We start from the raw sequence: 13,743 nt of genomic DNA, 5'->3' as shown, positions 1-13,743 counted from the left end.
GAAGGAGACACACCATGGCACATATCGTCATCATGGGCGCAGGCATCGGTGGCATGCCCGCCGCTTACGAAATGCGCGCGATGCTGGACAAAGAGCACCGCATCACCGTTGTCAATTCAACGGATTATTTTCAGTTTGTCCCCAGCAATCCGTGGATTGCGGTTGGCTGGCGCGAGCGTGAGCAGATTACCGTTCCGATTGCCCCTTATCTGGAGCGCAAGGGCATTCAGTTCGTTCCCAAAGCAGTGACAGCCATTGACGCGACGGCCAACCGCCTGACATTGGATGGTGGTGACACACTGGATTACGACTACTTGGTGATCACCACTGGCCCCAAGCTTTCGTTTAATGAAGTGCCCGGCGCGGGTCCTGTCAATTCCGGGGGCGGCGGCTTCACCCACTCGATCTGCACGGTGGATCATGCGCAGGAATTTTTTGCTGATTACAAAAAATTTCTGGAAAACCCGGGCCCGGTGGTGATTGGCGCAATGCCTGGCGCCAGTTGTTTTGGTCCGGCCTACGAGTTTGCTTTTATCCTGGATACGGATTTGCGCAAGCGCAAATTGCGCAACAAAGTGCCAATCACCTACATCACCAGTGAGCCCTACATTGGCCACTTGGGACTGGGTGGCGTGGGCGACAGCAAATCGATGCTGGAATCTGAAATGCGGGGCCGCGACATGAAGTGGATCACCAATGCCAAGACGACCCGGGTGGAAGACGGCAAGATGTTCGTTACCCAGCTTGACGAACTCGGTGCCGTGTACAAGGAACATGAAGTGGGCTTCAAGTTGTCCATGATGTTGCCGGCGTTCAAGGGCGTCGATCCGGTGGCGGCCGTGCCCAATCTGTGCAACCCACGTGGCTTCGTGATCATTGATGAATTCCAGCGCAGCAAAGCTTACCGCAACATCTTCTCGGCGGGCGTGTGCGTGGCCATTCCACCGGTCGAGGTAACGCCGGTGCCCACCGGAACCCCCAAAACCGGTTACATGATCGAGAGCATGGTGGGTGCCATCGTTCACAACATTGCAGACGAACTCAAGGGCCAGCCCGCGGTAGCCAAGGGCACCTGGAATGCGATCTGCCTGGCTGACATGGGTGACACCGGCGCAGCCTTCGTGGCGCTGCCGCAAATCCCACCACGCAATGTGAACTGGTTCAAGAAAGGCAAGTGGGTCCATCTCGCCAAGATTGCGTTTGAGAAGTACTTCATCCGTAAGATCAAAAAGGGCACCTCGGAGCCGATCTATGAGAAATACGTTCTCAAACTCTTGGGGATCGTTCGCTTGTCTGGCGATAAGTAATACGCACACAGCACGCCGCGTGCGTGTTGCGGCCTTTGTTTGGATTTTTATAGGAGTAACCACCATGACCGTTCAACGTTATATCGTTGTGTTTGCAGGCTTGTTCATCATGATTTCTTTGGCGCTGGGTGTGGAAGGCAGCCCGTTTTTTCTTAGCAAGTGGGCGCTGGCTTTTACCGCTTTTGTGGGAGTCAATCTGTTCCAGTCGGGCTTTACCAACTTTTGCCCGCTGGGCATCATCCTGAAGAAGCTGGGTGTGCCCGAGTCGAAAATCGGCTGCGCCAACTGAAACCGCAAGCGCAATGAGCGAATCCAATGTACACATCCAGCTTCGCCAGAAGCAGGACTACCAGTTTGATGTGCAATTTGGTGCCCAGGTGCCATCTTTGTTGGCGGACGAGCCCGCACCCCTAGGGAATGGCGTCGGGCCTTCGCCGGTGCAGCTGTTGGCTGCTGCGGTGGGCAATTGCCTGTCGGACTCTTTGTTGTTTGCCCTGCGCAAGTTCAAACAATCGCCCGAACCCATTCAATGTGATGTGTACGCCGAAGTGGGCCGTAACGAGCAGGGTCGCGTTCGGGTGTTGCAGATGCGTGCGGTACTGACGATGGGCGTGCCTGCGGTTGAACTGGAACACCTGGAGCGCGTGCTAAGCACGTTTGAGACCTATTGCACGGTGACCCAGAGCGTAGGGCAGGGCATACCCATTGCCATTGAGGTGTACGACAGTCTGCAAGCTCGGTTGAAGTAAGGCTTTTTCCGGCGTCAGCCAAATAGGGAAACATCAACGAAAATGACCAGATCTAATTCCAGAACTGATGAAAGTTGCAAAGTGACCGTTTTGACTGACAGCCAGGCCCGCACCGATGTCTTGAATCGCTTGCGCCGTGCCGAAGGACAGATCCGTGGCATTCAGCGCATGGTGGAAGAAGGCGAGGATTGCCTCAAGATCGGCCAGCAATTTGCTGCGGTTCGCAAGGCGCTGGACAGTACTTACCTGCGCATGACCGTTTGTTTCATGGAGCAGGAGTTGCAAGCCCGCATGCAACCTGATGCGGCGCAAAAGGCCGACCTGGACCACATGCTCAAGGATATGGAAACGCTACTCGCCCGTATGGGCTGAGGTAATGACACCACCGCCCAGGCACACCTCGCCGTCGTACAGCACGGCGGATTGCCCCGGGGTAACAGCCCACTGTGCCTGGGTGAATTCCAGACCAAAACTCTGAGGGCTGGAATTGTGCAGCGTGCAGGGTGCGTCGGCCTGCCGGTAGCGCGTCTTGGCTGCCAGCCCGGTGGCCGCAGGGGGTGTATCAGCAACCCAACTGGCATCTTGCGCCTGTAGCGACAGGGACTGCAGCCAAGGGTGCTCATGCCCCTGTACCACCCACAAAGTATTGCTGGCCATGTCTTTGCGTGCCACGAACCAGGGTGCATGCTCGCCCCCGCCTCTTTGAACACCTTTGGCCTTGATGCCGCCAATACCCAAGCCCTGGCGCTGGCCCAAGGTGTAGAACGACAAGCCCACATGCTGCCCGATAGTGCGCCCGCGCGGATCCTTGATGGGGCCCGGCTCCTTGGCAATGTAGCGGTTCAAAAACTCCCGGAATGGGCGCTCGCCAATAAAGCAAATGCCGGTGGAATCCTTCTTTTTGGCATTGGGCAGGTGCATGTTCTCGGCAATGCGGCGCACTTCAGTCTTGTGCAGCTCACCCACTGGAAAAAGCGTCTTGGACAGCTGGGTCTGGTTCAGGCGGTGCAGAAAGTAGCTTTGATCCTTGCCGGGGTCTAACCCTTTGAGCAGCTCATGTAGCCCGGTTTGCGGGTTCAGCCGGACGCGCGCATAGTGGCCGGTGGCAATTTTTTCGGCTCCCAGGCGCATGGCATGGTCCAAAAAGGCCTTGAATTTGATTTCGGCGTTGCACAGGATATCGGGGTTGGGCGTGCGCCCGGCCTGGTATTCGCGCAGAAACTCGGCAAAGACGCGGTCTCGGTATTCGGTGGCAAAGTTGACGTGCTCGATCTCGATGCCAATCACGTCGGCCACGGCGGCGGCGTCCACAAAGTCGATGTTGGAGGAGCAGTATTCGCTGTCGTCGTCATCTTCCCAGTTCTTCATGAAGATGCCGATCACCTCGTGGCCCTGTTGTTTGAGCAAATAGGCGGTAACCGCAGAATCCACGCCGCCGCTCAACCCCACCACCACACGTTGCTTTGTCATCCCTGGATTTTAAGGGGATGGCTTCTGTGGAATGGTTGTGATGAAAATAGACATCTAGCCCTCGTCGATATTACATAAGTCACTATCAAAATAATAGTAATTGTGTCAAACGTATACGCTGGACTCGGTATGCACCAAATCCAGGGGATAGCGTTGCCCAGTCAAATAGTCTTCCAAGCACTGCAGCACCAGCGGGCTGCGGTGGCGTGCGCTGCTGGCGCGTATCTCGTCAGCGGTGAGCCACAGGGCGCGGACAATGCCAGTGTCCAGTACGCGATCGGGTTCGTGGGCACCTAGCTCCCCGCAAAAGGCGAAACGCAGGTAAGTGGTGTCGTGTCCGCCGCAGGATTGTTGGCGGGATAGGTAGATGCCGACCAGCGCGCGTGGGGTGAATCCGTAGGCGGTCTCTTCCAGTGTTTCGCGCACGCAGGCCTGGGCAGGAGACTCGCCGCAATCGAGATGACCGGCCGGGTTGTTCAGGCGCAGGCCTTGTTCGGTCTGCTCTTCAACCAGCAGAAATTGGCCTGCCCGCTCTATCACAGCCGCGACAGTCACATTGGGTTTCCAGCGGGTGTCCATGCCTAATTCTCGGGGGGAGTTGCCTAACTAACGCTAGTTTGACACATGTCACTAGTACCCCTGCCGAGAAGCGCCCTAAATTCAGTTAAGCTTTCAGGTTCCTTACGTCCCGCACAGTAACCCTGTTGTCGCAGACGTCGGGATAGTTGGAATAACTTGTCGAGGAGTCGCTTCATGCAAACTGGTGTATCCACAGAAACGGCGCAACGCATTGGCGTCCCGCGCGAGATTTTCCCGGGTGAAAAACGTGTGGCAACGGTCCCCGAGGTCGTCGAAAAGCTCATCAAACTGGGCTTCAAGGTGGCTGTGGAGTCTGGCGCAGGGGACTTGGCCAATTTCAGTGACGACGCCTACCGTGCAGCGGGTGCCGAAGTGATTGACGGTGCCGCCAATTTGTGGGCCGCGTCGGATATCGTATTCAAGGTCCGGGGGCCGACATCAGAAGAGGTAGGCCTGCTGCGCGAGGGCGCAACGCTGATCGGGTTCATCTGGCCAGCCCAGAACCCGGAACTGATGCAGCAGCTTGCCGCCAGGAACGTGAACGTATTGTCGATCGACGCGCTGCCGCGCATGCTGAGTCGCGCGCAGAAGATGGATGCGTTGACATCCATGGCCGGTGTCACTGGCTACCGCGCCGTCATTGAGGCGGCCAACGCCTTTGGACGCTTCTTCAATGGCCAGATCACGGCGGCAGGCAAGGTGCCGCCGGCCAAGGTTTTTATCGCCGGTGCCGGTGTGGCCGGTTTGGCGGCGATCGGAACGGCCGCCAACCTCGGCGCCATTGTGCGCGCCAACGATACCCGTGCCGAAGTGGCCGACCAGGTCAAGTCGCTGGGTGGTGAATTTGTGAAGGTTGAATACGAGGAGGAAGGTTCCGGCGGTGGCGGTTATGCCAAGGTGATGAGCGAAGGTTTCCAGCAAGCCCAACGCGATATGTACGCCCAACAGGCTCGCGAGGCGGACATCATCATCACCACCGCCCTCATCCCCGGAAAGCCTGCACCCAAGCTCATTACCGCCGAGATGGTGAAAAGCATGAAGCCCGGCAGTGTGATCGTCGACATGGCGGCCGAGCAGGGTGGCAACTGCGAGCTGACCGAGCCAGGTCAAGCGGTGGTCAAGTACGGTGTGACCATCGTCGGTTACACCGACCTGGCCTCGCGCCTGGCCAAGCAATCGTCAACGCTGTATGGAAACAACCTGTTCCGCCTTGCCGAAGAGCTGTGCAAGACCAAGGACGGGATCATCAACGTCAATATGGAAGACGATGCCATCCGCGGTCTGACCGTCATCAAGGAAGGCAAGATCACTTGGCCAGCACCTGCGCCTACGTTGCCAGCGGCACCCGCTGCGTCTGCGGCTGCCAAACCTGTTCTCGCAGCGGCCGCCAAGAAGGGGCATGGGGCGGTCAGTGAACCCATGGCCGGGAACAAGCTCGCCATTCTGTTCGGTGTGATGGCCCTGTTGTTCTGGGTCGTCGGAACGTCGGCACCCAAAGAGTTCTTGTCGCACTTCACGGTGTTTGTGCTGGCCTGCTTTGTGGGCTACATGGTGGTCTGGAATGTGAAGCCGGCGCTGCATACACCGCTGATGAGTGTGACCAATGCCATCAGCAGCATCATTGCCATTGGCGCCCTGATTCAGGTGTCGCCATTGGCCAATGCGGTAGATAGGCCCAATAGTGTCATCAGCTGGGTGGCTGCAGCAGGCATAGTGCTGACGGCCATCAATATGTTCGGCGGCTTTGCCGTTACCCAGCGCATGCTGGCCATGTTCCGTAAATAAGTAAGGAAACGACAGATGTCTGCAGAATTGGCAACGGTCTCCTACATTGGTGCGACCATACTTTTTATCCTCAGTCTGGGTGGCCTGTCCAACCAAACGACCGCCTTGCGCGGCAACCTCTACGGCATGATCGGTATGACGTTGGCGGTATTGGCCACCGTCTTCGGTCCAAAGGTCACGATTGCCGGCATCCCCTGGATCGTCGTCGCCATGCTGATCGGTGCGGGCATCGGCATTTATGCCGCTCGCACGGTCCAAATGACCCAAATGCCCGAACTGGTCGCACTGATGCACAGCATGGTGGGTCTGGCAGCCATGTTGGTGGGTTTTGCGACGTTCATTGACCCCGAGGCTTCCAAAGGTTTTGAAGGCGCGGCCAAGTCGATCCACGAAATTGAAATCTATGTCGGTATTTTCATTGGTGCCGTCACCTTTGCGGGCTCTGTGATTGCGTTTGGCAAGTTGTCGGGCCGCATCGGTGGCAGCCCGGTGCTGCTGCCGGGGCGCCATTGGCTCAACCTGGCGGGCTTGTTGATCGTGATCTATTTTGGGCGCGAGTTCATGAACGCCCATGATGTGGCCACTGGCACGATGCCGTTGATCGTGATGACCGTGGTTGCATTGCTGTTTGGCGTGCACATGGTGATGGCCATTGGCGGCGCAGACATGCCGGTGGTGGTTTCCATGCTCAACAGCTATTCCGGCTGGGCTGCAGCGGCCACCGGTTTCATGTTGTCCAACGATTTGCTGATTGTGGTGGGTGCCCTGGTGGGCTCCAGCGGTGCCATTCTGTCTTACATCATGTGCAATGCCATGAATCGCAGTTTCATCAGCGTGATTGCAGGTGGTTTCGGCACTGCCAGTGCGGCTCCCAAATCTTCAGGTGACGCAGCCCAACCGGTGGGTGAGGCAGTTCCAATCAACGCCCTCGAAACGGCAGAACTGCTGCGCGAAGCAAAAAATGTGATCATCGTTCCGGGCTATGGCATGGCGGTCGCGCAGGCCCAGCACACCGTGTTCGAAATCACCAAATTTCTGCGTGAGAAGGGCGTGAACGTGCGTTTCGGTATCCATCCGGTGGCCGGACGGATGCCAGGCCACATGAACGTGTTGCTGGCCGAGGCCAAGGTGCCCTACGACATTGTGTTCGAAATGGATGAGTTGAATGACGACTTTCCCGATACTGATGTGAGCATGGTGATTGGCGCCAACGACATCGTCAATCCTTCAGCGCAGGATGACCCGAGCAGCCCCATCGCGGGTATGCCGGTGCTGGAGGTCTGGAAGGCCAAGACGTCCATCGTGATGAAGCGAAGCATGGCGTCCGGTTACGCGGGCGTCGACAACCCGCTCTTCTACAAGGAAAACAACCGCATGCTGTTTGGCGACGCCAAGAAGATGCTGGACGAAGTCCTGACCGCGTTGAAGGCTTGACTTCGGTTTGGCTAGGGAAAACACCAAGGGTTATCCAAGTGGTGACCCTAGCCATTCAAAGGCAGAATATCTGGTTACATCACAGATGGGACAGGCAAGCATGACAGACCGCATTTGGCTCAGTAGTTACCCCGAAGGGGTGCCAGCCGACATCAATGTTTCTGCCTACACCTCTTTGGTGGCGTTGATGGAAGAAAGTTTTCAGAAATACGCTAACCGTGTGGCCTACAACTTCATGGGGAAGGATGTTACCTATGCCCAGACTGATAGTTTGAGCCAGGCGTTTGGGGCGTATTTGCAGAGCCTGGGTTTGACCAAGGGTGATCGCGTGGCGATCATGATGCCCAATGTGCCGCAGTATCCTGTGGTTGTAGCTGGCATCTTGCGTGCCGGCTTTGTTGTGGTGAATGTCAATCCTTTGTACACGCCGCGCGAGTTGCAACACCAACTCAAGGATTCGGGTTCCAAAGCCATCGTCATCATTGAGAACTTTGCAAACACGCTGGAAAAGTGCATTTCCGCAACGCCCATTAAGCATGTGGTCTTGTGCGCGATGGGCGATCAGTTGGGATTGCTCAAAGGCGCTTTGGTCAACTACGTTGTACGCAGCGTCAAGAAAATGGTGCCCGCGTACAGCTTGCCCGAAGCGGTTCGATTCAATGCCGCCATTGCCGTCGGGACCAAGGCGCCGTTCAAAAAGCCGGACATCAAGGCCGACGACGTGGCCGTGCTGCAGTACACCGGTGGTACCACGGGCGTATCCAAAGGGGCGGTGCTGCTGCACCGCAACCTGATTGCCAATGTGCTGCAATCGGAAGCGTGGAACAACCCGGTGATGTACCAAATACCGGCCAACGAACAGACCACCGGGGTTTGCGCGCTGCCGCTGTACCACATCTTCGCGTTCACAGTGGGCATGATGTTATCGATGCGCATGGGCGGCAAGCTGATTCTGATTCCAAATCCGCGTGATATTGCTGGTGTGCTCAAGGAACTCCGCAATCACACCATCCATTCGTTCCCAGCCGTCAATACCCTGTTCAATGGATTGGCCAATCACCCCGATTTCAATACCGTCGACTGGAGCCATTTGAAGGTCTCAGTTGGAGGTGGCACGGCGGTACAGAGCAGTGTGGCCAAGTTGTGGTTCGAGAAGACGGGTTGCCCCATTTGTGAAGGCTACGGCTTGAGCGAAACCTCGCCATCTGCCAGTTGTAATGTGGTCACCGCCACTGAGTACACCGGAACCATTGGCGTGCCCCTGCCCAATACGTTCATGAAGCTGCTGGATGATGATGGCAATGAATCGCCTCCCGGTCAGGCTGGTGAGATTGCTATCAAGGGTCCGCAGGTGATGGCTGGCTACTGGCAACGCCCGGATGAGACGGCCAAGGCCATGACTGCCGACGGTTTCTTCAAGACCGGTGACGTGGGTGTGGTGGACGAACGCGGGTTCTTCAAAATCGTGGACCGCAAGAAAGACATGATTCTGGTTAGCGGCTTCAACGTCTTCCCGACCGAGTTGGAGGACGTGGTGGCGCAGATGCCGGGCGTGTTGGAGTGCGCCTGCGTGGGCGTGAGCGATGCCAAGTCCGGCGAGGCAGTCAAACTGGTTATCGTCAAGAAGGACCCCAATCTCACCGAAGAGGCTGTACGCGCCTTTTGTAAGGAAAATCTGACTGGTTACAAACAACCCAAGGTAATTGAGTTCCGCTCCGAGTTGCCCAAGACACCAGTGGGCAAGATTCTGCGCAGGGAGTTGCGCGACAAATAGGGTGGTTTTGTTTTTCTAACCACTGTGGGCTGCAATTTGTGGAATGGCCTCCATCAGTAAGGTCGTGACCTTTTTCGCGTTGCTGTTGAAGACCGCCAGAATCGCATCCCAGCTCACGGGTTCTTCATCGGTCTTCCAGCAGTCATAGTCGGTACTCATGGCTACCGCAGCGTAAGGGATTTTGGCCTCGTTAGCCAGGGCCGCTTCGGTGGCGATGGACATGTTGATGACGTCAGCACCCCAGGCGCGAAACATCCTGGACTCTGCCCGCGTCGAGAAACGAGGACCCTCTATCGTCACCACGGTTCCGGTGGGATGAAAGGCAAAACCATTGCGTTTGCAAACATCAATCAAGGTGGCCCGCAGGTCTGGGTTGAACGGGTCGGCCATGGGTGTGTGCACTGGTTGATGGGACGCAAATTGTTCGTGGAACGTCATGGCACGCTGCTTGGTGAAGTCGATGAATTGGTCCAGGATGACCAAGTCACCCCGGCCAATCTCTTCGCGTAGCGACCCCACTGCCGTTGTTGCAAGAATGTGGGTGCAACCCGCAGCCTCTAGTGCCTGAATATTGGCGCGGTAGTTGACCTGGCTGGGTGGGATGGTGTGCTCGCGGCCATGACGACCCAGTATTGCCACCTCGACTCCTGCAATTGTTCCCCGCTTCAGGGGGGCAGAGGGGTCCCCCCAACGGGTATTAACCAGCGTGTCGTAAGCGCCCACCAGGATGTCCGGATTGTCCAGGCCGCTGCCACCAATAATGCCGATTCGGATCATGTTTCTGATGTCCTTTGAAGCGATGCAAGCAGGGCCTGCAAGGTGGATGGCATGTTCGCTCCGCAGGCAACCACACCTTCGTCGTGGCCGGCCATGACAAATACGAACGGCAGTTGCTGCTGCGTAGCCACCAATGCTCCGACGCTGCGCGCCATGGCGGGAGTTCCATAAGGAATGTCTGCAGAAGTTGATGGCGCAAGCCGGCGCAGCAGGTCGTCAAACAATACCCGGCTGTGCACGTGCATCACCCAATGCACCAAGGGCTGGGCGGCATAGATAGCGCCATGCGTCATGGACTCGGACGAGGCGGGTAGCGATCCCATGGACTGTACGCAGTTGTTCTCTACCGCGAATGACTCCACCAAACAAAACTGTTCCGATTGCAATGTACGCAGGGCGCCCGTGGCGCTGGCGGTGATCACAAACTGGTTGCCACTATTGCGAAAGCTCAGGTTGCCGTAGCCGACTCCGTCGGGATAGACGCCAATCAATCCCAGGTCAAACAGCGCAGTCCGTGCCTGGTTGAGTTCGTCCAGTTGGGCGGAGTGCGGCACTATCCCGTCACGACGCTCCGCCACATATTTGACGTATCCTTCGTCCATCTAGCGGTGCTCCGGGAACAGCGAAAGGATGGCGTCTTCAGTGGCAGCACAAAGGCCACGTTCACAGATCAATTGCGTCACCAACCGGGCTGGTGTGACATCAAAGCCCCAGTTGCGGGCTGGTGTTGTCGCTGGGCAAATGCGCACACATTCCACCGTACCCGCCGCAGTCAGGCCTGTCATGAAGCGCACTTCATCGGCGTCACGTTCCTCGATTGGGATGTTGGCAATGCCATCGTGCAGGGAGAAATCTAACGTAGATGAAGGCAAGGCAACGTAAAAGGGAATTTCATTGTCACGTGCAGCCAGGGCCTTGAGATAGGTGCCGATCTTGTTGGCTACATCGCCGTTGCGGGTGACCCGGTCGGCACCGGTGATGACCATGTCCACCAATCCGTGCTGCATCAGGTGCCCGCCGGCATTGTCGGCAATCAGGGTGTGCGGCACACCATGTTGTCCCAACTCCCAGGCGGTCAGGCTGGCGCCCTGGTTGCGGGGGCGGGTTTCGTCCACCCAAACGTGTACCGGTATATCGGCATCGTGGGCAGCATAGATGGGTGCCGTGGCCGAGCCGCCGTCAACAAATGCCAGCCAGCCCGCATTGCAGTGCGTCAGGATATTGACCGTCTGGCCCAGTTTGCGCCGCGACAGTGCGGCGATCAGGGGTAGTCCATGCACGCCAATGCGCCGACAGTATTCGGCATCCTCATCGGCGATGGCTTGTGCTGCCTCTCGGGCTATCGTGCGTTGCTGATCAGGTGCGGTGCCTGAGTTAATGGCCTGTGCCATGCGGTCTACGGCCCATGCCAGATTGGCCGCAGTGGGCCGTGTTGCCTTCAGTGCGGCGCCTGCGCGTGCCATGAAATCGGTAAAACCTGATTCAGGTGCCTCCAAAGTGGCCAGGTACATGCCATAGGCTGCGCAGGCGCCGATTAGTCCAGCCCCGCGCACGGTCATGTCCCGGATGGCGCTGCATATATCCTGAACGGTATGCAGATCGACCACCTCGAAGGCATGGGGTAACCGGGTCTGGTCGATGATTTGCACCACACGCGCGTCCCCTGGCTTAAGCCAAATGGTGCGGTATGGAATGCCGTCTACTTTCATGGACGTGAGACACGCACCTATTTCAACCAACCGCGTTTGCGGAAGTACCACATAGGTACCAAGGCGCTGGCGATCATCACTGCCAGTGCATAGGGGTAGCCCAGGCTCCAGTCCAGCTCCGGCATGGCCTTGAAGTTCATGCCGTAGATGCTGGCGATCAGGGTTGGTGGCAGCAAGGCCACGCTAGCCACCGAGAAAATTTTGATGATCTTGTTTTGGTTGATGTTGATGAAACCGACGGTGGCATCCATCAAGAAGTTGATCTTGTCGAACAGGAAGGCAGTGTGCGAATCGAGTGAGTCGATGTCTCGCAGAATCTGGCGCGCTTCCTCAAATTGCTCGCCATTGAGCATCTTGCTGCGCATCATGAAGCTCACGGCACGACGCGTGTCCATCACGTTGCGACGAATGCGCCCGTTCATGTCCTCGTGGCGGGCAATGGACCCCAGCACCACGCTTGCAAGCGCATCCGTGACGTCGCCGGAAAGCACCTGGGTACTTACCTTTTCGAGATTGTCATAAATACCTTCCAGCGTGTCGGCAGAGTATTCGGCATCGGCATCGAACAGCTTGAGCAACACTTCCTTGGCATCTTCGATGAGGCCTGGTGCCCTGCGTGCGCGCATACGCAACAGTCGAAACACGGGGACGTCTTCATCGTGGATGGAAAACAGCACACCCTTGCTCTTGAGTTCACTGTTGACCTGGTTCAGGATGAATGCAACCCGAACTGTGCGCGGGTCGTTGTCGTCGGCGATCAGGAAGTCACTGCGGATGTGTAGTTCACCGTTGTCTTCTTCGTAGAAGCGCGCGGACTCTTCGATGTCCTCATCCATAGCGTCTTCGGGAATGGAGAGGCCATAGTACTGTTTGACCCAGCGCTTTTCCTCAACCGTAGGTGACTCCAGATCGACCCAAATGGGTTGAAACTGCGACAGTTCTTCCAGTGATTCGATCTCTTCCTGAAAGAGGCGCCCGTTGGCGAGCGTGAAAATATTGAGCATGGTGGTTCAATCGGGGGGGTCAGATTCCAAGAAGTGCTCGTCAGAAGTGGTACCTCTCAAATTATCGCATTGCCAAAGGTGGCGCGTGCTTGCTAGGACATAGCATTTTGTGAGACGTAAATATGCTGCGCTGCGGCAGGTAAATAGGCGTTGCAATTCGCCATTTTCGGGCGCATAGTCATTTCGCGGCGGTCAAATTTTGAAAGATTTGCATGCTGTTCTTGTCACCCATTCGGTGCAAGATTCTTAACCCGAGAGCAACTGGAGGCTATTTATGAACTTGACGATCAGCGGTCACCATCTTGAAGTTACCCCGGCCCTGCGTAGTTATGTCACGACCAAGCTTGATCGAATCATGCGGCATTTTGACCAGGTGGTTGATGTCAAGGTGCTACTTACCGTTGAGAAGCAAAAGGAAAAGGAGCGGCGGCAACGTGCCGAATGCAATATCCACGTCAAAGGCAGCGACATGTTTGCTGAAAGTTCCCATGAAGACCTGTACGCCGCTGTCGACGAACTGGTTGACAAACTGGACCGTCAGGTAGTTCGCCACAAGGACCGAGTGAAAGACCATCACCATGAAGCGCCCAAGCGCCTGATGTGATCCGTCTGCTGCCTTTTTTGGCCAAATAGCCGCTCGGACCCCGGGCGGTTTTTTTGTGTATAGTCCGACCACACCATGAACCGTTTAGCAAGTATCCTGTCCCCGGCGCAAGTGCTGGCGCAAGTAGAAGTCACCAGCAAGAAGCGGGCTTTTGAAGAGGCGGGTTTGTTGTTCGAGAATCTGCACGGATTGAGCCGTGCACTGGTCACCGACAGCCTGTTCTCGCGTGAACGTTTAGGCTCTACTGGTTTGGGCCATGGTGTGGCCATCCCTCATGGGCGTATCAAAGGCCTCAAAGCACCCATGGCTGCCGTGTTCCAGCTGGCCCACCCCATTGGTTTTGATGCCCCTGATGACCAGGTGGTTGAGTTGTTGATTTTTCTGCTGGTGCCTGAGGCTGCTACGCAAAAGCACCTGGAAATACTGTCTGAGATCGCCGAGCTGCTCAGTGACGCAGATTTGCGCGAAAAACTCAAGGCGAGCACCGATGCCGCACAAATGCATGCGCTGATTTCCTGCTGGAAGTCAGCGCAGGTGGCCTGATTCGAGCC

15 protein-coding genes are annotated in these 13,743 nt (G+C 56.7%); 9 read left to right on the top strand and 6 right to left on the bottom strand.

The window, feature by feature from the left end; all coding sequences use genetic code 11:
- The first annotated feature begins 14 nt into the window (after positions 1–14).
- From IPI80_RS03355 to IPI80_RS03340, 4 genes are all read left to right on the top strand, one after another.
- Complete coding sequence (locus IPI80_RS03355; protein ID WP_413857129.1) at positions 15–1,307, top strand: NAD(P)/FAD-dependent oxidoreductase; 1,293 nt, start codon at positions 15–17, stop codon at positions 1,305–1,307.
- A gap of 64 nt (positions 1,308–1,371) precedes the next feature.
- Positions 1,372–1,596 carry a DUF2892 domain-containing protein gene (locus IPI80_RS03350; RefSeq protein ID WP_413857127.1) on the top strand — a complete coding sequence of 75 codons (225 nt, stop codon included), beginning with the start codon at positions 1,372–1,374 and terminating at the stop codon, positions 1,594–1,596.
- Between the two features lie 13 nt (positions 1,597–1,609).
- The gene (locus IPI80_RS03345) at positions 1,610–2,056 is read left to right on the top strand and encodes an OsmC family protein (protein ID WP_413857125.1); all 447 of its coding nucleotides are present in this window, start codon (positions 1,610–1,612) and stop codon (positions 2,054–2,056) included.
- Between the two features lie 81 nt (positions 2,057–2,137).
- Positions 2,138–2,428: a metal-sensing transcriptional repressor gene (locus IPI80_RS03340; RefSeq protein ID WP_413857123.1), complete on the top strand. Its 291-nt coding sequence runs from the start codon at positions 2,138–2,140 to the stop codon at positions 2,426–2,428.
- Here the strand turns inward: IPI80_RS03340 and mnmA are convergent.
- On the bottom strand, positions 2,408–3,526 hold the full coding sequence (gene mnmA / locus IPI80_RS03335) for a tRNA 2-thiouridine(34) synthase MnmA (RefSeq protein WP_413857121.1): 1,119 nt from the start codon (positions 3,524–3,526) through the stop codon (positions 2,408–2,410). The two genes, IPI80_RS03340 and mnmA, sit on opposite strands and share 21 nt — an antisense overlap.
- Positions 3,527–3,631: 105 nt before the next feature.
- Complete coding sequence (locus tag IPI80_RS03330; RefSeq protein WP_413857119.1) at positions 3,632–4,105, bottom strand: NUDIX hydrolase; 474 nt, start codon at positions 4,103–4,105, stop codon at positions 3,632–3,634.
- A 174-nt stretch (positions 4,106–4,279) separates the two neighbouring features.
- Between IPI80_RS03330 and IPI80_RS03325 the strand changes: the two genes are divergently transcribed.
- The 3 genes from IPI80_RS03325 (at position 4,280) to IPI80_RS03315 (ending at position 9,098) form a co-directional block, all read left to right on the top strand.
- Positions 4,280–5,890, top strand: coding sequence for a Re/Si-specific NAD(P)(+) transhydrogenase subunit alpha (locus tag IPI80_RS03325; protein ID WP_413857117.1), 1,611 nt, complete (start codon positions 4,280–4,282; stop codon positions 5,888–5,890).
- 15 nt (positions 5,891–5,905) lie between these two features.
- The gene (pntB, locus tag IPI80_RS03320) at positions 5,906–7,324 is read left to right on the top strand and encodes a Re/Si-specific NAD(P)(+) transhydrogenase subunit beta (protein WP_413857115.1); all 1,419 of its coding nucleotides are present in this window, start codon (positions 5,906–5,908) and stop codon (positions 7,322–7,324) included.
- Between the two features lie 100 nt (positions 7,325–7,424).
- Positions 7,425–9,098, top strand: a complete 1,674-nt coding sequence (locus IPI80_RS03315; RefSeq protein WP_413857113.1) for a long-chain-fatty-acid--CoA ligase — start codon at positions 7,425–7,427, stop codon at positions 9,096–9,098.
- Positions 9,099–9,113: 15 nt separating this feature from the next.
- Here the strand turns inward: IPI80_RS03315 and mtnP are convergent, their stop codons facing one another.
- Genes mtnP through corA form a run of 4 tightly spaced genes read right to left on the bottom strand, consistent with a single transcriptional unit; the run spans position 9,114 to position 12,588 of the window.
- Positions 9,114–9,875, bottom strand: a complete 762-nt coding sequence (gene mtnP / locus IPI80_RS03310; protein WP_413857111.1) for an S-methyl-5'-thioadenosine phosphorylase — start codon at positions 9,873–9,875, stop codon at positions 9,114–9,116.
- The gene (locus tag IPI80_RS03305; RefSeq protein WP_413857109.1) at positions 9,872–10,477 is read right to left on the bottom strand and encodes a class II aldolase/adducin family protein; all 606 of its coding nucleotides are present in this window, start codon (positions 10,475–10,477) and stop codon (positions 9,872–9,874) included. The genes mtnP and IPI80_RS03305 overlap by 4 nt, the downstream gene beginning before the upstream one ends.
- The gene (mtnA, locus tag IPI80_RS03300) at positions 10,478–11,584 is read right to left on the bottom strand and encodes an S-methyl-5-thioribose-1-phosphate isomerase (RefSeq protein WP_413857107.1); all 1,107 of its coding nucleotides are present in this window, start codon (positions 11,582–11,584) and stop codon (positions 10,478–10,480) included.
- Between the two features lie 17 nt (positions 11,585–11,601).
- Positions 11,602–12,588 carry a magnesium/cobalt transporter CorA gene (gene corA / locus IPI80_RS03295; RefSeq protein WP_413857105.1) on the bottom strand — a complete coding sequence of 329 codons (987 nt, stop codon included), beginning with the start codon at positions 12,586–12,588 and terminating at the stop codon, positions 11,602–11,604.
- 274 nt (positions 12,589–12,862) lie between these two features.
- On the opposite strand from corA, the gene hpf reads away from it, so the two are divergent.
- Together hpf and IPI80_RS03285 are read left to right on the top strand one after the other, a co-directional pair.
- A complete protein-coding gene (gene hpf / locus IPI80_RS03290; protein WP_413857103.1) occupies positions 12,863–13,192 on the top strand; it encodes a ribosome hibernation-promoting factor, HPF/YfiA family in 330 nt (109 codons plus the stop codon).
- A 75-nt stretch (positions 13,193–13,267) separates the two neighbouring features.
- Positions 13,268–13,735, top strand: coding sequence for a PTS sugar transporter subunit IIA (locus IPI80_RS03285; protein ID WP_413857101.1), 468 nt, complete (start codon positions 13,268–13,270; stop codon positions 13,733–13,735).
- Positions 13,736–13,743: the final 8 nt, after the last annotated feature.

The sequence above is a fragment of the Candidatus Aalborgicola defluviihabitans genome, assembly GCF_016705985.1.
In the GTDB taxonomy this organism is placed as follows: domain Bacteria; phylum Pseudomonadota; class Gammaproteobacteria; order Burkholderiales; family Burkholderiaceae_C; genus Allorhodoferax; species Allorhodoferax defluviihabitans.
The sequence above is the reverse complement of the archived record's forward strand: the minus strand, read 5'-3'. Positions and strand labels throughout refer to the sequence as shown.